Below are 17,468 nucleotides of genomic sequence, written 5' to 3'. Positions count from 1 at the left end.
AGAAAAGCCTGATGTCCGCACACTGTGCAGCCATCAGGCTTTCTAATCTTAAATGGCCACTATTTAACGGCGGCGCTTACCACCGCCGCCTGGGCCACCACTGCTTTTGCCGCCACGGTCCCGCTCAGGTCCTCGCTCCGACCGACGGCTACGGCCGCTTTCCTCGCGACGCGGTGTATCGTTGCGGCGTTGCGACATAGGGCGCTCATCTACCAGTTCGAAGTCGATGGTGCGGTCGAGCAGGTTGGCTGCTTTCACGATGACTTGCAGCTCGTCGCCAAACTGAATGATGCGCTTGCTGCGCTGGCCAACGAGGCGGTAGTTATCCTTGTCGAGCTCGAAGAAGTCGCCGGGAATATCGCTGATGCGGATCATGCCTTCGCACTTGTTCTCCTCCACTTCCACATACATACCCCACTCCGTGAGGCCCGATACCACACCCTTGAACTGCTCACCTACGCGGGCAGCCATGTACTCCACCTGCTTGTATTTGATGCTGGCGCGCTCGGCATTTGCAGCTAGCTTTTCACGCTCGGAGGAGTGCTTGCACTCTTCTTCTACGGGCTCAGCCTCCACGTTTTTGCCCCCCTGCAGGTAGTGTTCCAACAGGCGGTGCGCCATCATATCGGGGTAGCGACGGATGGGCGAAGTGAAGTGCGAATAGTGGTCGAAGGCCAAACCGAAGTGACCCAGCGGCTCAGTGGTATACTTAGCCTTGGCCATGGTACGGATAGCCAAGGTCTGAATTACATTCTGCTCAGGCTTGCCCACTACGTTTTCCGACAGGCTGTTCAGTTCATTAGAAAGCTTCTTAGGGTTCTCCAAGTTCAGGTCGTGACCAAACTTCTTGGCGAACAAAGCGAAGTTCTGTAGGCGGTCGGCATCGGGCGCATCGTGGGTACGATACACCATAGTGAAGCGCGGCTTGGTCTTCTTTTTCTGGAACACGAAGTCGGCCACCTTGCGGTTAGCCAGTAGCATAAACTCTTCAATGAGCTTATGCGCATCCTGGCGTTCCTTCACGTACACGCCCACCGGCTTACCATTCTCGTCTAGCTGGAATTTTACCTCCTGCGTTTCGAAGCCAATAGCACCTTTCTTGAAGCGCTGAGCCTGGAGTTTCTTGGCAATGTTGTTCAGTGTATTTACCTCTTCAACAAAGTCACCCTCCCCCGTTTCAATACGTTCCTGCGCTTCGCCATAAGCAAAGCGACGGTCGGAGTGAATAACGGTTTTGCCAAACCACGAGTCATAGAGCTTGCCGTTCTCGTCCAACTCAAACACCGCTGAGAAAGTCAGTTTGTCTTCATTGGGCCGCAACGAGCACAGCCCATTCGACAGGCGCTCGGGCAGCATTGGAATCACGCGGTCGACTAAGTAAACCGAAGTTGCGCGGTGGCGGGCCTCCCGCTCCAGCATCGACTCGGGCCGCACATAGTGGGTCACGTCGGCAATGTGAACGCCGATTTCCCAGTTGCCATTCTCCAGTTTTTGGATGGATAGCGCGTCGTCGAAATCCTTAGCGTCGGCGGGGTCAATGGTGAAGGTGGTGATGTCGCGGAAGTCGCGGCGGCGCGCAATTTCGTCTTCCTGAATGCGGTCCGAAATACTTTCCGACTCTTCCTCCACATCCTGAGGAAACTCGAACGGCAGCCCAAACTCCGCCATGATGGCGTTGATCTCAGCCTCGTTCTCGCCGGCCTGGCCAAAAGAGCGCACGATTTCGCCCACAGGCTGACGTCCGGGGTCCTCAGGCCACTCCGTGATGCGCACGAGGACTTTCTCGCCGCTACGGGCATCTTTGAGGCCTTCGTGAGGCACAAAGACATCGAAGTACATCTTGCGATGGTCGGGTGATACGAAACCGAAGCCGGCGTTCTGCACCGTCAGTTGGCCTACTATTTCTTCCCGCTCCCGCTTTACTACTTCCAGCACGTCGCCCACGGGACGGCCGTCGCGCTCACCACGCAGACGCACTCGTACTGTGTCGCCGTTCATGGCAAACTTCAAACGGTCAGTGAAAACGCGGATGTCGTTTTCGCTTTCCTCGCTTATTACGAAAGCGTACTTATTGGTAGCCAAAGCTACCGTACCGGTGATGATGTCGCCACCGGAGCCGGGTCGCTCGCGGAAGCGTTGACGGTCGTCGCCAGGGAAGTCGAACCCAGCATCGCGCCGACGATGTACTAGTGGATCCTGCCCAAACTGAGCCTCAATGGCAGCGCCATCTGGCCGAGATTTGCCCCCCTTGTTACGGCCGCGCTCAGGGCGCTGGCCGGCGTCGGGCTGCATGCGTAGCGCGGCCGGGTCGGTAAGGCGGTAGTCGTCGTTTTGGAGCAGGGTAAGCTGATTGGATTTGCGCAGGGCTTTGAGGTGATCAAACACCTCTTCGCGCTGCTCTTTGGTGGTCACGCCGAGGCGGCGTGAGAGTTGACGATAGGAAAATACTTTGCCGGGGTTGTCGGCAAATACCCGGTACACTTGCGTTTTGGTAACGGGGGCAGCAGCGGCTTTTTCGCCGCGGGCAGCTTTCGCGCGAGGGGCGCGGGGAGCTGCAGATTCATCTTGTTTCTTCATTCGAAAAGAAGGTGCCGCCCAATGGTTGTAGTTTTCGCAGGCGGCCGAGTATAGGTAGGTTGGAGTATACGCAGGTGCGTTTCTCCGGGGTTATTCAAAAATCAGAAGTCGCCGGAAGGGCGATTAAACGTGGGTGGAAGTAAAGGATTCCAGCTCCAAAGTAGATACTACGGAATATTAGAGAAAATAACTATTTACTGATGATAATGATGCGTTATGAAATTATTGTGATGACCTATTAAGCTCCTCCTTGAGCAAGCATGAAGCTTATTATTCACCAAAGTAGTAGTACATACTCTGAGTCTGCGTTTCACTGCAGTTATTGCAAAAAAGCCCCCAGCTAACTGTTCAGCAGTTTTGCAAGTCGGAACTTGGCGCTACGCTACTTCCGCCGCCCGACGTGCCTGGGCCGCCCGGATATCAGATGGTTCATCTTTTGGGATGGCACTGAGCAGGGTACGGGTGTACTCATGCTGGGGATTAGCATAGACCGCCGCCGCAGGTCCACTCTCCACTATCTGCCCTTTGTTCATTACCAACAGTCGATCCGACATAAACCGGGCTACCGATAAATCATGGGTAATGAAGAGGTAGGTGATACCAAAGTCACGCTTGAGCTGATTCAGCAAGTTCAGCACCTGCGCCTGCACCGACACGTCAAGCGCGGATACGGACTCATCACAAATAATGCACTTGGGCTGCAATGCCAACGCCCGCGCAATACAAATGCGCTGGCGCTGCCCACCCGAAAACTCGTGCGGATAGCGCAGGTAATGATCTTCGCGCAGCCCTACGGTGCGCAACAGCTCCATCACTTTAGCCTTTTGCTGTTGTTTGGTGCCTCCCACGCCGTGCACCTGCATGGGCTCGATGATGGCCTCTCCTACCGTCATCATCGGGTTGAGCGCCGCATAGGGGTCTTGAAACACCATCTGGAACTCGCGCCGCCGCCGCCGCAACTCGCCCGCCGGCAGGGTAGCCAGGTCAGTGCCTTCGAACAGGATGCGACCCGCCGTTGGTTCCACTAACCGTAACAAGGCCCGGCCTAGCGTCGTCTTGCCGCAGCCCGACTCGCCTACCAGCCCTACTGTCTCGCCGGAATAGATATCGAAGCTCACGCCATCCACCGCTCGCACGTACTCCTTAGTCCGATTGAACAAGCCTTTGCGGATAGGAAAGTGCACGTTCAAGCCTTCCACCCGTAGCAGAACCGGCCCAGTCTTTTCGGCCGGTTTCGAGCCGGTTTCACTGGCTAAACTTCCCCCCAAAGCAGGCTCTGAAATAGCAGATTCTGAAGACGATTTTATGGCTGAAACAGGCGTAAAATGTTCCCCGTGGAACATTTTGGGGATTTCGACTGGTATGTTCTCCGTCAGTGTAGGCGCTCTATCTAACTCAACGCTAGGAGCTTCGGGCACCGGAGCGCTGATTTCGGTGAGCTGGCCAGAAGCGTCTTCAGCCATAAAATCGGCTACAACGGGCAAGCGCTGCTTACCCACGGAGAGCTTGGGCCGACAGGCCAGAAGGCCCTTCGTATAGGGGTGCTGAGGGTTGGTAAAAATATCGAGCACAAGGCCCTGCTCTACCACCTTTCCGCGATACATAACGAGGATGCGGTCAGCGATTTCGGCTACCACACCCAAGTCGTGAGTGATGAAGAGGACAGCCGTGTTATTCTGACGCCGCAGGTCGTCGATAAGCTGGAGCATGCGGGCCTGTACCGTCACGTCGAGGGCAGTGGTGGGCTCGTCGGCAATGAGGATTGCGGGGTTACAAGCCATGGCCATGGCTATCATCACCCGCTGTTTTTGCCCCCCAGAGATTTCGTGCGGATAGGCTTTGAAGATTTTCTCCGGCCGCGGCAACTGGGCAGTTGCGAAGAGCTCGATAGTCCGGGCTTCGGTTTCTTTAGAGGACAACGAAGTATGCAAACGCAACGCTTCTACCACTTGGGCACCACAAGTGTGCACAGGGTTGAGCGAGGTCATCGGCTCCTGAAAAATCATCGAAATCTCGTTGCCCCGCACCCGCCGCAACTGCTCATCAGAAAGCTTTAGCAAGTCAACTTCGCCTAGTTCCTCAGACTGAAACCGCGTCTGGCCAGTGGTCACACGACCGGGGGGCATTTGTATCAGCCCCATCAGCGCCAGCGACGTCACCGACTTCCCCGAACCCGATTCGCCCACGATAGCCAGCGTCTCGCCCCGGCGCAGCTCAAACGACACGTCATTCACCGCCCGTACGTCGCCGCGGTGAGAGGTGAAGTCGATGGTAAGATTAGAGACGGTGAGGAGTGGCTGCACAGAGTGGATAGCTAAAAGAAGAGATGAAAGAACAGGCTGTAGCTAAAATCAAAGCTACCTAAAACGGCTGTCATCCTGACAAAGGAAGGACCTTATCGAACCAGAAAGACGATTGTGTCAACGTCTCGTTCTAGCTTGATAAGGTCCTTCCTTCGTCAGGATGACAGAAGACTTTTAGCGTGAAAGCAGTTAGCTACAGTTGAACATGCTCCGTCGACGTTGGCTCGGTGTCGCGGCGAGGGACTACGGTTTTCGTAGGGGAATCTTCGTGCTGGAAAAACTTACTTTGATTGAGCAGAATAAGCGCTACTCCGATAAAGATTGCTGAGTCGGCGATGTTGAAGATGGGCCACAGCGAGAGGTGAGAACCACCAATTAGTGGCCAACTCATAGGCAAAAAGCCTTCGTACAAATCCAGATAAATCATGTCGATTACCTGGCCATGTAGCCACGGTGTAGGCGCTTCGAAAGGGGCGTTATTGTAGATCACGCCATAGAACATAGAGTCGATCAGGTTGCCGATGGCGCCGCCCAAAATAAGCCCCCCACAGGCTAGCAGACCGGGATGCGTGTCTCGAAGACTGTGCTTGCGAATGAGATAGGCAATAAAAGTGACGGCCACCAAGCGAAAAGTGGTCAGGATAATCTTGCCATAGGGCGCCGGCAGCTCTACCCCGAAAGCCATGCCCGGATTTAGGGTGTAATGGAGCTTAAACCAGTCGCCGATGAGCGGAATTTCGCCCGGCATTCCTGGCTCCATATAGGTGTGCACCGCCCATTTCGAGACCTGATCGATGAGGATAACCAGCAAGGCCAGCAAGTAATATTTCCAGTACTTCATTCTTGTGCTTCTAACGCTTGAGTACAAGCTCCGGGGGGCTTTTTGTGCCGTTTTGGGCCTGATTTATGAGTTTTTAAACGACTTTAAACGCACCCCCCAATGCTTTGTGCGAGGTTATACCAACCGGGCTTTTTACGGCTCGGTTGGCTATTCATTATCAAGCAGTTACCACTTCCAGCTGAGCCGGCACGCTGTAGTCATCAAACTCCAGGGTCACGCCGCCCGTCAGCTCCGGGCTGAATGTGAGCGAAAGCGCCTGGGTTTCAGTGCGGATATAGTCGCCGAAGAACTGCACGGCGGCCGCCAAATCGGGCTGCTCACCGCCCAGCGTGATGCGGATTTTGTCCTGCACTTCCAGGCCGCTGTCCTTGCGCAGGTTTTGCAGACGATTAACCAGCTCACGGGCCACACCTTCGCGGCGCAGCTCGTCAGTCAGCGTCACATCGAGGGCCACGGTGAGCGGACCGTCGGTAGCTACAAGCCAGCCGGGCAAGTCGTCGGTGCGGATTTCTACGTCGTCGGGGGCCAAATTCAGTTGCTCCCCTTCTACTTCCACGGCCAGCGTTCCGATCGATTCCAGTACGCTGATTTCCTCGGGCGTCATCTGCTGAATGCGGGCCGCCACAGCTTTCAGCTTCGGGCCATATTGCTGACCCAAACGCTTGAAGTTAGGCTTCACCGACTTCACCAACACGCCGCTGGTGTCGTCCAAAAATTCCACGTGCTTCACGTTTACCTCAGCGCAAATCAAATCTTCCACCAAGCCCACCTGGTCGCGGGTGGTGTCGTTGAGTACCGGCACTAAGATGCGCTGCAAAGGCTGGCGCACTTTCAGCACCGACTTTTTGCGCAGCGAATGGGTCAAAGAACTGATGCGCTGGGCCAGTTCCATACGCTCCTCCAGCGCCGTGTCAATCCGACGCGTGTCGGCTTCCACGAGCAACGTGAGATGCACCGATTCGGGGGCCAGCGGCGTGTTATTCGCTAAGGCTTCCTGACGCATGCCGTCGGTCATATTCTTGTAGAGCCACTCGCCGAAGAAGGGCGCGATGGGTGCCATCAGCTGCGCTACGACCACCAGGCATTCCTGCAAGGTCTCGAAAGCGGCCTTTTTATCCGTGGTCAATTCGCCCTTCCAGAAACGGCGACGCGAGAGCCGCACATACCAGTTGGACAGCTGATCGGTGACGAAATCCTGGATGGCGCGGGCCGCTTTGGTAGGGTCATAATTGTCGTAATGCCCCCTAACTTCCAGAATCAAGGACTGCAACTTCGATAGCACCCAACGGTCCAGCTCACTCAAATCGGTGAACGGAATACGGTCGAACTCGCGGGTGCGGAACTCGTCGAGGTTGGCGTAAAGCGCGAAGAAGGAATACGTGTTGAACAGCGTACCGAAGAAGCGACGCTGCACCTCCGTCACGCCAGCGGGGTCGAACTTGAGGTTGTCCCACGGTGGCGCGTTGACAATCAGATACCAGCGGGTGGCATCGGGCCCAAACTGCTGGATAGTCGCAAACGGATCGACGGCGTTGCCAAGGCGCTTGCTCATCTTCTGCCCGTCTTTCGCCAACACTAAGCCATTGGCAATCACGTTCTTAAACGCCACGGAGTCTTCCAGCATCACGCCCAAAGCATGTAGCGTAAAGAACCAGCCGCGGGTTTGGTCCACGCCTTCGGCAATAAAATCGGCGGGGAAGTTCTTCTGAAATTTCGCTTCGTTTTCGAGCGGGTAGTGCCACTGCGCGTAGGGCATAGCGCCGCTGTCGAACCACACGTCGATGAGGTCGGTTTCGCGGTACATGGCCTGGCCAGTGGGCGACACGAGGAAAATATCGTCCACGTAGGGCCGGTGCAGATCAATTTGCCCCCCAGCCGTCAACGGGTTGTGGGTCATAATCTCGGCGGCCACGGCCTTGTCAATTTCGGCGCTCAGTTGGGCAATAGAGCCAATACAGATTTCCTCCGAGCCATCTTGACTGCGCCAGATGGGCAGCGGCGTACCCCAATAGCGCGAGCGGCTGAGGTTCCAGTCGACCAGGTTTTCGAGCCAGTTGCCGAAGCGGCCGGAGCCGGTGCTTTCGGGCTTCCAGTTGATGGTTTTGTTAAGCTCGATGAGGCGGTCCTTCACGGCCGTGGTCTTGATAAACCAGGAGTCGAGCGGGTAGTAAAGTACGGGCTTATCGGTGCGCCAGCAGTGCGGATAGGTGTGCTCGTACTTCTCCACTTTGAAGGCGGTGCCGTCCCCTTTCATCCGAATGGCGATACTCTCATCCAAGGTTTTGTAGTCGGCGCCGGTTTCGTCGTGGCCGTCGTAGTTTTTCACCAAACGACCACCAAACTCACCCATCTGCAGCACATAGCGGCCCGTCCGATCTACGATAGGCGTCAGCTTGCCTTCGGCATCGGTAACCAGCAGGGCTGGGATGTCATTGAGCTGAGCTACCCGGAAGTCATCAGCGCCAAACGTAGGCGAAATGTGCACGATACCAGTACCGTCTTCGGTCGTAACAAAGTCGCCGGCAACGACGCGGAAACCTTTTTCCTCGCCTTCAAACGGAGTGAAATCGAAAAGGCGCTCGTAGCGGATATTCACGAGATCTTGACCCAAAAACTCGCCTTCCAAACGCCAAGGCAATACTTTGTCGCCGGCTTTGTAGTCTTCTAAAGAAGCCTCAGCACCTTTTTCTGTGAAATAGCGATTCACCAAATCCTTAGCCAGCACTACCCGAATAGGCTGATGCGTGTACGGGTTGAAGGTGCGCACCAGCGCGTAGCGGATATTCTTGCCTACGGCTAGGGCCGTATTGCCCGGCAAGGTCCAAGGCGTAGTGGTCCAGGCGAGAATAAACGTATCGATTTGCCCCCCAGAGGCAGAATTACCCCCCAGGTTTTCCACACCCGCGAATAGCTTTTCCGAAGCTTCATCCCGCTTCACCTTGAACTGCGCCACGATGGTCGTGTCCTTCACATCACGGTAAGTGCCGGGCTGGTTCAGCTCATGCGAAGACAAGCCGGTGCCGGCTGCCGGTGAATAAGGCTGAATAGTGTAGCCTTTATACAGCAAACCCTTGTCGTAGAGCTTCTTGAGCAGCGCCCAGCAGCTTTCGATGTACTCCGATTCGAAGGTGATGTACGGGTCGTCGAGGTCAACCCAGTAGCCCATCTTTTGTGTAAGGTCGTCCCACTGCGCCTTGAAGCGCATCACGGTTTCGCGGCAACGCTGGTTGTAATCGGCAATCGAAATCTTCTTGCCGATATCTTCCTTCGTGATGCCCAGTTCCTTTTCAACCTGCAACTCAATGGGTAGACCGTGGGTATCCCAGCCGCCCTTGCGCGACACCTGTTTGCCCAGCAAGGTCTGATAGCGGCAGAAGATATCCTTCACCGTCCGGGCCATTACGTGGTGAATGCCGGGCGCACCATTTGCCGACGGCGGACCTTCGTAAAACACGTAGGTGGGCTGCCCCTCGCGGGTGCTCACGCTCTTCTCAAAAATGCCGTTTTCCTGCCACCATTTGAGGATGTCGGTACCGACTTGGGCGTAGTTGAGCGGCTGTTTGTATTCGGAATATTTCATGGGGTGGTGTTCTGTATACTCCAATTCCATCGCCTTCTATAAGTGAGAAAACAACGGAACAGATTGAAAACTAGCTTTCGGTACCTATCCGCTTCACCGTCATACGGCTGAGGTTAAGCTCGTAGTCATCGTCTTCCTGGTGATAATCGTCGTCGTAGTGCTGAAGTAGTGATTGGTCGATGGTCTCATCCTTGCCGTGCTCAAATGTTACGAGCAGGCAGGGCAGCAGAATCAGGTTAGAGAAGTTGGTAATGAGCAAGCTCGCCGACATCAACAACCCCAAGGCTTTGGTGCCACCGAACTCGCTGAAAGCAAACACACTAAAACCCAGAAACAGTGTAATGCTAGTATAAATCATACTAGTTCCCGCCTCCCGCAAGGTAGTGCTGATAGCGGCCTTCACTCGGCGGCCGTTCACGGCTAGCTCCTGCCTGAATTTGGCTATTAAGTGGATGGAGTTGTCGCCGTCAATACCCAGGGCAATGCTGAAAATCAGAGCCGTGCTGGGTTTGAGCGGGATACCAAAGTAGCCCATCAGGCCACCCGTCAGAATCAGGGTAACCAGGTTGGGCAGCAACGTAAAGAATACCGCCCGCAACGAGCGGAACAGAATTAGGACCACCAGGCCGACCAGCGCAAAGGCAATTATAATACTCTCCTTCAGCGTGTTAATAAGGTATTCGTTGCCTTTGGTAAAGAGAATGGTCGTGCCCGTCAGCTTCACCGTCATCCCCGAGCCGTTAAAGATCTCCTGGATTTGAGGCTGAATCTGGCGGTTAATCAGGGTGTCGAGATTGCGGGAGCCGATATCCGCAATCTTGAGGGAGATGCGCGCCCGCTGGCCAGTAGAGTCAGCAAAGGAGCGCAGCAGCTTATCACTCATCGGGCCATTAGCTGATTCTTTACCTCTCGACTGAGCCAAGTACCGCAGGATAAAGTTCTTCTCCGAATTGTCGGGGAGGCGGTAATACTCGGGGTTGTCGTTGTAGAAAGCTTGGGTCGAAGCTTTAAGGAAAGTAACAATGCTAACCGGCGACGACAGCACGGGCTGGGTGCGCAGGTATTTCTCCAACCGGTCTATCTTCTCCAGGTTCTTAATCTTAAGGATGCCCTGCTTCTTGCCCGTGTCAATAACGATTTCCAAGGGCATGATACCATTGAAATGCTGCTCAAAGAACTTCAAGTCGCTATTTACGGAGCTTTCTTTGGGCAAATCGTCTACCATGTAGGAGACCGATTTGATCTTCGTGATACCTAACAACGAGATTGCTACCAGGCCTGCTCCTATCAAATACACGGTGCCGCGGCGCTCCAACACCAAGTGCTCGAAGAACTCCAGCAGTTTAGTTAGCGGCTTGGCATCTAGGTGCTTTAGCTGTTTGGGTGTGGGCGGCGGTAGGTAGGTAAATACAGCCGGAATCAGGATAAATGAAACGGCAAAAGCCACAAAAATATTGATTGTAGCAATCAGCCCGAACTGATACAGTATGGCAATATCAGTGAAGCAGAACACGAGAAAGCCAATGGCCGTTGTCGTATTATTCATCAAAGTCACCAACCCAATTTTGCGCACCACGCGCGTCATGGCCAGAATCTGATTACCCGATTTTCGGTAATCGTAATGGTAGCGCGAGAGTAGATACGTACAGTTGGGAACTCCGATAACAATCAGGATACTGGGAATCAGGCCAGTAAGAAGGTTGATTTTGTACCCCAATAGCACCATGGTGCCCACGCACCAGATTACCACTACCAGTACCACCAGAATAGGGAAGATAACGGCCGCCCACGTTCGGAAGAACATGAACAGGGTAGCGCCCATCATAAGCACCGTGAGCAGCACGAAAAACTTCATTTCGGCCGCCACTTTCGTGGTCATGGTGGAGCGCACGTAGGGCAGACCCGCGTAGTGCAGACGAATACCGGTTTTCTTGCTGAAAGCCTCTGCGTGGCCCAGAATCTCATTCATTACGGCCTGACGTCGTGACGAATTCAAGTACTTGGGGTCCATGGTGAGGGCCAGCAATGTGGCGCCGGTACTAGGTGAAATGAGCTGGCCTTTATAGAACTCCACCCGATTCACTTCCCGCATCAAGCTGTCCAGCTCGCGTTGGGTTTCGGGGGCTTTCGCAAAGATTGGGACAGCCTTAAACTGCTGAGTAGCGGTGTCTTTGCGCAAGGCAAAAACCTTTGTGACTGACAACACACCGTTCACACCCTCTACGCCGCTTAGGGTATCGGTGAGGTTGCGCAGCTCGGTGAAGTTGCCCAGCTTATACACGCTGCTGTCCTGCAAGCCCAACACGAGTACATTGCCATCTTCGCCGAAGGTCTTCTTGAAATTCTGAAAGTAGACTACGTCCGGATCGTCCGGACTAACGACCTGGGCAAAGTCGTAGGTCATTTCTACGTCTTTGGCTTTCCAGGCCATAAATACAGTCATCGCGGCTATGAGCAGGATAAGAATCCGCCGCTGCTTGATGACGAAAAGCGCAAGAGAGCTCCACATAGGCCGTTAAAATGCAGCAAAGGTACGGAAAGCCGAGTAGGTAGTAAGCCTAGAAGTTTTCAAGTACCAACCAACAGTCCTAGGCAACCGAAAAGTCTGCATTTGAATCTTTCAAGTTGAATTTTTGTAAACGAAGGCAGTTCAATCCGCGTATTAGTCCCTCTACCGCAATTTTTGCCCCCCAATGCCGTTATAGACGCTGGTTCGCCACTGTCCCGCTTCCATGATTTTGTACCAAACGCCTACTGTGTCCCTTGCTTATCATGCTGCTACTGCTACCATGCAGCTGCAGTATGCGGCATCCTCATTGGCGGAAACTTTTGAGAAAGTATATCAGCTGGCACTTGAAGCTATGCACAATCTGGGTGTGGATAAGTTGCTCTTGGACTTGAAGCGTAACGCGCCGCCCACCGACGATGACGAAGAGTTTCTGCTGGCACCTATCATGCGTCATTTGCCGGCACACTCATCTCGGCAGTTGTTTATTGCGGCTCTGCTCTCCGAAGGCCAGTACCAACACCAGATGGGCTGCTACTCCCCTTCCTTCGACCGTGCATTTGCCCCCCAGCAAGTGGAGTTCAACTACTTCACCTCACGCCGCGAAGCCACCGACTGGCTGAGTGACAATTAGGATATGGTCTTACGAAAAAGCCCCCCAGAACTGCTCTGGGGGGCTTTTTATGCGTTTTCTAAGTAAAGTCTACAGTTTCTCAAAAATTCGCTTGAAGCTGACAGCCTCGCCGATGTAGTTGCGCAGCTCGCTGATCGGCATGCGGGTTTGCTCGCGGGAGTCGCGGTGACGCACGGTTACGGTATTGTCTTCCAGCGTTTGGTGGTCGACGGCAATGCAGAAGGGCGTACCGATGAGATCCTGGCGGGTGTAGCGCTTGCCGATGGCGTCGCGTTCCTCGTACACAAGGCGGAAATCGTGGCGCAGCTCGTCGAAGATTTCGGTGGCTTTCTCGGGCAGGCCGTCCTTGCGCACTAGGGGGAATATGGCGGCTTTCACCGGGGCCAAGGCTGGGTGCAGGCGTAGCACGGTGCGGGTTTTGGTTTGCTGCTGTTCACCCTCCCCTTCCGTAATGGTTTCTTCAGTATATGCCTGGCACAGCGTGGCCAGAAACAGCCGGTCGGCGCCCACAGAGGTTTCCACTACAAAAGGCACATAGTTGCCGTACGCCTTGCCGTTCTCATCGAGGTCGTTGTCGAAAAACTGCTGCTTTTTGCGGCTCAGCGTCTGATGTTGGGTCAGGTCGAAGTCGGTGCGTGAGTGAATGCCTTCGATTTCCTTAAAGCCGAAAGGGAATTCAAACTCGATGTCCACGGCTGCGTTGGCGTAGTGAGCCAGTTTGTCGTGGTCGTGAAAACGCAGCTTTTCGGCGGGCAGGCCGAGGGCTTCGTGCCAGCGCTTGCGCGTTTCTTTCCACTGCTGATACCACTCCATCTCGGTGCCAGGACGCACAAAGAATTGCATCTCCATTTGCTCAAACTCCCGCATGCGGAAGATGAACTGACGAGCGACAATCTCATTGCGAAAAGCCTTCCCAATCTGGGCAATACCAAACGGAATCTTCATCCGGGCCGACTTCTGCACGTTCAGGAAGTTGACAAAAATGCCCTGAGCTGTTTCGGGCCGCAGGTAGATTAAGCTGGAATCATCAGCCACTGAACCCACCTGCGTCGAGAACATCAGGTTGAACTGACGTACCTCGGTCCAGTTGGCGGTGCCGGACACGGGACAGGTTATTTTCTCATCAATGATAAGCTGGCGCACGCCGGTCAGGTCCTCGGCCGTGAGCAGGCGGCCCATGTCGGCCAGCAGCATGTCAGCGCGTATTTTGTCGCCGGCGTTTTCGTACTGGGCGGCTTTTTCCTCCAACAATACGTCGGCCCGGTAGCGCTTCTTCGAGTCCAGATTATCAATCATGGGGTCAGAGAAGCCGTCGACGTGGCCGCTGGCTTTCCAGGTGAGCGGGTGCATGAAAATGGCCGCATCGATGCCCACCACGTTCTGATTGAGCTGGGTCATGGCCCGCCACCAGAGCTGCTTGAGGTTATTCTTCAGCTCTACGCCGTTGGGGCCGTAGTCGTACACGGCTTGCAGGCCATCGTAGATTTCGGACGAAGGAAATACGAAGCCGTATTCCTTGGCGTGGGCCACAATGTCCTTTAGCTGGGTATTTTCGAGAGAGGGTTTCTGCGTCGCGTTGCTCATAGCAGCAAAGATAGGCTGCTGATTCAACTGAGTGGAGGAAAAAACAGATTCGTAGCTTACGGCGCTATTCATGCAGACGAAGCCGTAAGCAATTTGCTCCCAAGCCACTGCCCAAATCTTTTTTATAGCTCAGTTAGCCGCTCACCGGGTCGCTTGCGTATCGGGGCCTTTACGACTGGTATTGTTAACTACAAATTTTCGCTGATTGCACAACGAAGAAATCTGGCGCAGGATGTCAGGTAACAATTTGATAATCTTGCCCCGTTTTTGGTAACATTACCTTTGGGCGCCCGTTTTTTTGTACCTATTTCCCCTCCTATGTTTGGCTTAGAGCCTCAAGTGCTGTTTTTGCTGCTCCTCTGTCTGGTAGCAGCCTGCGCTTTTGAATTCGTCAATGGCTTTCACGATACGGCTAATGCCGTCGCAACAGTCATTTATACCAATACCCTGCGCCCTTGGGTGGCCGTTATCTGGTCGGCTTTCTGGAATTTCATTGGCGTGTTTGCCGGTGGTATTGCCGTGGCAATGGGCATCGTGTACCTGCTGCCCGTCGAGAGCTTGGTAGATCAGAATGTGTACCACGGCATTGCCATGGTGGGTGCGCTTATTCTGTCGGCTATTCTCTGGAACGTGGGTACCTGGTACTATGGTATTCCGGCTTCCAGCTCTCATGCGCTTATCGGTTCTATTCTGGGCGTCGGTATTGCGTTTTCGCTGCTGCCCGAGTCTAGTGGAGCGGCTGTCAACTGGAGCAAGGCCGGCGAAACCGGCGTGGCGCTGCTCGTGGGGCCGCTGTTTGGCTTCACGCTGACTATTCTGCTCATGTTCATCTTGCGCCGGTTTGTGCGCAACAAGGCCATCTTCCGGGAGCCCCACAAGCGCAAGCCCCCGCCCCTCTGGATTCGCCTGATTCTGATTGTGACCTGTACGCTGGTCAGCTTTTTTCACGGCTCCAACGATGGCCAAAAAGGCGTAGGCCTGATTATGCTGATTCTTATCGGCATCGTGCCTACCTTTTTTGCTTTGAATGATGACCTCAATCCTCTGGATATGCGCGCTTCTCTGGCCCGTGTAGAGCAAGTGGTGAAGAAGGTAGACCCCGCAGAGCTAAGTGCTGAAGACCGCAAAACGCTGGTTGAGATTCGTACGCAAACCGATGCCCTTGATAGTGTTTTCGTGGGAAAAACCAGCGTACGTCAACTTCCCCAAAACGCCCGCTTCGAGATTCGTAAAGCAATTCTGCTCCTCGACAACCGCACCAAAAAACTCCTGGGTAGCGAAAAGCTAAACCTGAGCAGCGCTGACCAAGCTATCTATAAAGCCGGCGTAACCGACCTACGATCTTACACCGATTACGCGCCTTGGTGGGTACTTCTTATGGTGTCCACGTCTTTGGGCATCGGCACGATGGTAGGCTGGCAGCGTATCGTTAAAACTATTGGTGAGCGCATCGGTAAAGAGCACCTCACTTATGCGCAGGGTGCCTCTTCTGAACTAGTAGCAGCCAGCATGATTGGGGTATCCACGGCTATTGGTTTGCCTAGTTCCACTACCCACGTATTGTCATCAGCCATTGCTGGCTCTATGGTGGCCAACCGCGGTGTGAAGAACCTGAACCCCCAGATGGTGCGCAACATTGCATTGGCTTGGGTACTTACCCTGCCCGTCACAATGGTATTATCAGGGGCCCTGTTTTTGTTCTTCCGGGCTATCCTATAAGGCTGAGTCATTCTTGAATAGAGCCAAAAAAGCCACCCTCTAAGAGGGTGGCTTTTTTCGTTTTGAAGCTTTCTGTTAACAACTGTGGACAAGCCACTGGGGGCATTTTCCACTGATTTAATTGTGTAAAGTGTCGGGTTAATAGGCACTTATCCACTTTTCCACACACAAAATCATGTGTTTTGTGGATAACTACTAATTAGCTTGGCCATTGTACTTCCAGATCGTCAGATATAAACACTCCAAAGTTGACAAACTGTAGCTCATCCTCATCGAAGTATAAGTCAATCATCTCCTTCTCATAAGAGAGGCGAACTTCGCCGGTCTCCATACGCTCAGTTTCGGGGTTGTTGTACCCATGCTGACGCATCAGTTCCTCAATAGCGGCCTGGCTCTTGCCGTGAATTGGCTGACCGAAAAGGCGCAAGCCAGGGTGGTCCGTTTCGATGCAGCTGAGGCGGTAGTCATCTTCGCGGTCGAAGTAGAGGGAGTAGCCTTCCTCCAAGTAGTTCCAAGCTTGATGCTCGAACTCGTCGTCATCCTCCGACTCTTCAATTTCTTCGGGCTCTCCCATCAGGGCGCGCACCTCGTCCATGGAGGCTCCAAACTTCAGAGGTCCCATGCCGGTACCTAGGGTGATTTCGTTTTCTTCCATGCTGGTTGGTTGGTCTGGCTTTGTCATAGCCGTGGGGTGAGGTCTAAGTTTAGATAAAGGTAGGAATCTGTGGCTCACTTGCCGTAGCGAGCCTGAAAATCGGCGCGCTGACGCTCGTACTCGGGGTAGTGCTGGGCCTGGTCCCATTTCTGTTTGAAGATGGCAGCAGCGGCAGCTTTCTCGGGGTCTTCGGGGGAGCGGGGCAACTCAGCACGTCCATGAGCTCCGCTCTGACCTTTTTTATCGTCGGGCACCGGGCCATCGTACTTTTTGCCTCCCTTATGATTGGCGTAGCGCCGGGCTCGGGTAAAGCCCATTTGCAGGAATTTACGCGCCATATCAGCTCCTACAAAGTCGTTGTCTTTCAGATAGCCCAGAAACAGCTCGTAGATCCGCTCCGATGACTCCTGCGCTATTTCGGGCGTGCGAAAGCGCCAGTACGGCAGTATCTCCGATTTATAAGGCTCTACTAATAGCACGCCCTGCTCGCCTTTGCCCACGCGATACAATTCGGGCTGCTGCCGAAAATCAACTTTTTTGAAATCGAGCGAATAATCAAAGGGCATGGCGGCCTGCTAAAGCTGAACTGCTGTATACGCGAGAAGCCGCAAATTGTGTTGGGGGGCTTTTTTGGGAAACGCCCGATTTATCCACAGGGTTAATAACTTTTTAAAAGAGATTTTAAGAAATATTTTTTTAATCCCCCACCATTAGGGCTGTGCATAAGTTGATAAGATTTCAGAGTTATAAACAGTGCTGAAAACTTGTGTACAAGCTAGGGCTTATGCACCAGCTATCAACAGGGTGTGTGGATTGTAACTTGTTGATATTAAATAAATTAATTACTTTATTCACAATCCACGACGTTATCCACGAATCCACAATTCACACGAACCAGGCAGTGTGGATTAGGTCTTTTCTGAGGGGAAGTTGTCCACCCTTATCCACAGCTTAACTGTGCTGTGTTGGCTTTCATACCTGCAAAAAAACTTGTCCGCAATTTCTCCACGAGTTATCCCCACGTTACGCCCGTATTATCCACAGATTACCTGTGCGTATTTATAACCCC

The 17,468-nt window shown here is 53.7% G+C and carries 10 protein-coding genes; 2 read left to right on the top strand and 8 right to left on the bottom strand.

Annotated features, from left to right (window positions below; genetic code table 11):
* Positions 1 to 63: 63 nt before the first annotated feature.
* The 5 genes from rnr to H8B13_RS15700 form a co-directional block, all read right to left on the bottom strand.
* Positions 64 to 2,577, bottom strand: coding sequence for a ribonuclease R (rnr, locus tag H8B13_RS15720; RefSeq protein ID WP_187311772.1), 2,514 nt, complete (start codon positions 2,575 to 2,577; stop codon positions 64 to 66).
* A 377-nt stretch (positions 2,578 to 2,954) separates the two neighbouring features.
* Positions 2,955 to 4,880: an ABC transporter ATP-binding protein gene (locus H8B13_RS15715; RefSeq protein WP_315985152.1), complete on the bottom strand. Its 1,926-nt coding sequence runs from the start codon at positions 4,878 to 4,880 to the stop codon at positions 2,955 to 2,957.
* 193 nt (positions 4,881 to 5,073) lie between these two features.
* Positions 5,074 to 5,721 (bottom strand): lipoprotein signal peptidase, encoded by a 648-nt coding sequence (locus H8B13_RS15710; protein WP_187311771.1) that lies wholly within the window; start codon positions 5,719 to 5,721, stop codon positions 5,074 to 5,076.
* A 157-nt stretch (positions 5,722 to 5,878) separates the two neighbouring features.
* Positions 5,879 to 9,301 carry an isoleucine--tRNA ligase gene (gene ileS / locus H8B13_RS15705; RefSeq protein ID WP_187311770.1) on the bottom strand — a complete coding sequence of 1,141 codons (3,423 nt, stop codon included), beginning with the start codon at positions 9,299 to 9,301 and terminating at the stop codon, positions 5,879 to 5,881.
* A 70-nt stretch (positions 9,302 to 9,371) separates the two neighbouring features.
* A complete protein-coding gene (locus H8B13_RS15700) occupies positions 9,372 to 11,810 on the bottom strand; it encodes an efflux RND transporter permease subunit (protein WP_187311769.1) in 2,439 nt (812 codons plus the stop codon).
* A 223-nt stretch (positions 11,811 to 12,033) separates the two neighbouring features.
* Here H8B13_RS15700 and H8B13_RS15695 point away from each other — a divergent pair, with 223 nt between their 5' ends.
* Complete coding sequence (locus H8B13_RS15695; protein ID WP_187311768.1) at positions 12,034 to 12,441, top strand: hypothetical protein; 408 nt, start codon at positions 12,034 to 12,036, stop codon at positions 12,439 to 12,441.
* 69 nt (positions 12,442 to 12,510) lie between these two features.
* Here H8B13_RS15695 and H8B13_RS15690 read toward each other — a convergent pair whose 3' ends face one another.
* Positions 12,511 to 14,025, bottom strand: a complete 1,515-nt coding sequence (locus tag H8B13_RS15690; RefSeq protein ID WP_187311767.1) for a glycine--tRNA ligase — start codon at positions 14,023 to 14,025, stop codon at positions 12,511 to 12,513.
* Between the two features lie 318 nt (positions 14,026 to 14,343).
* Between H8B13_RS15690 and H8B13_RS15685 the strand changes: the two genes are divergently transcribed.
* On the top strand, positions 14,344 to 15,744 hold the full coding sequence (locus H8B13_RS15685; protein ID WP_187311766.1) for an inorganic phosphate transporter: 1,401 nt from the start codon (positions 14,344 to 14,346) through the stop codon (positions 15,742 to 15,744).
* 199 nt (positions 15,745 to 15,943) lie between these two features.
* Here H8B13_RS15685 and H8B13_RS15680 read toward each other — a convergent pair whose 3' ends face one another.
* Both H8B13_RS15680 and H8B13_RS15675 read right to left on the bottom strand, forming a co-directional pair.
* Positions 15,944 to 16,426 (bottom strand): hypothetical protein, encoded by a 483-nt coding sequence (locus H8B13_RS15680; RefSeq protein WP_261990411.1) that lies wholly within the window; start codon positions 16,424 to 16,426, stop codon positions 15,944 to 15,946.
* A 47-nt stretch (positions 16,427 to 16,473) separates the two neighbouring features.
* Positions 16,474 to 16,965, bottom strand: a complete 492-nt coding sequence (locus tag H8B13_RS15675) for a DUF4385 domain-containing protein (RefSeq protein ID WP_187311765.1) — start codon at positions 16,963 to 16,965, stop codon at positions 16,474 to 16,476.
* Positions 16,966 to 17,468: the final 503 nt, after the last annotated feature.

It is taken from the genome of Hymenobacter sp. BT188, from assembly GCF_014333585.1.
Lineage (GTDB): Bacteria > Bacteroidota > Bacteroidia > Cytophagales > Hymenobacteraceae > Hymenobacter.
This window is presented reverse-complemented; position numbering and strand designations above follow the sequence as displayed.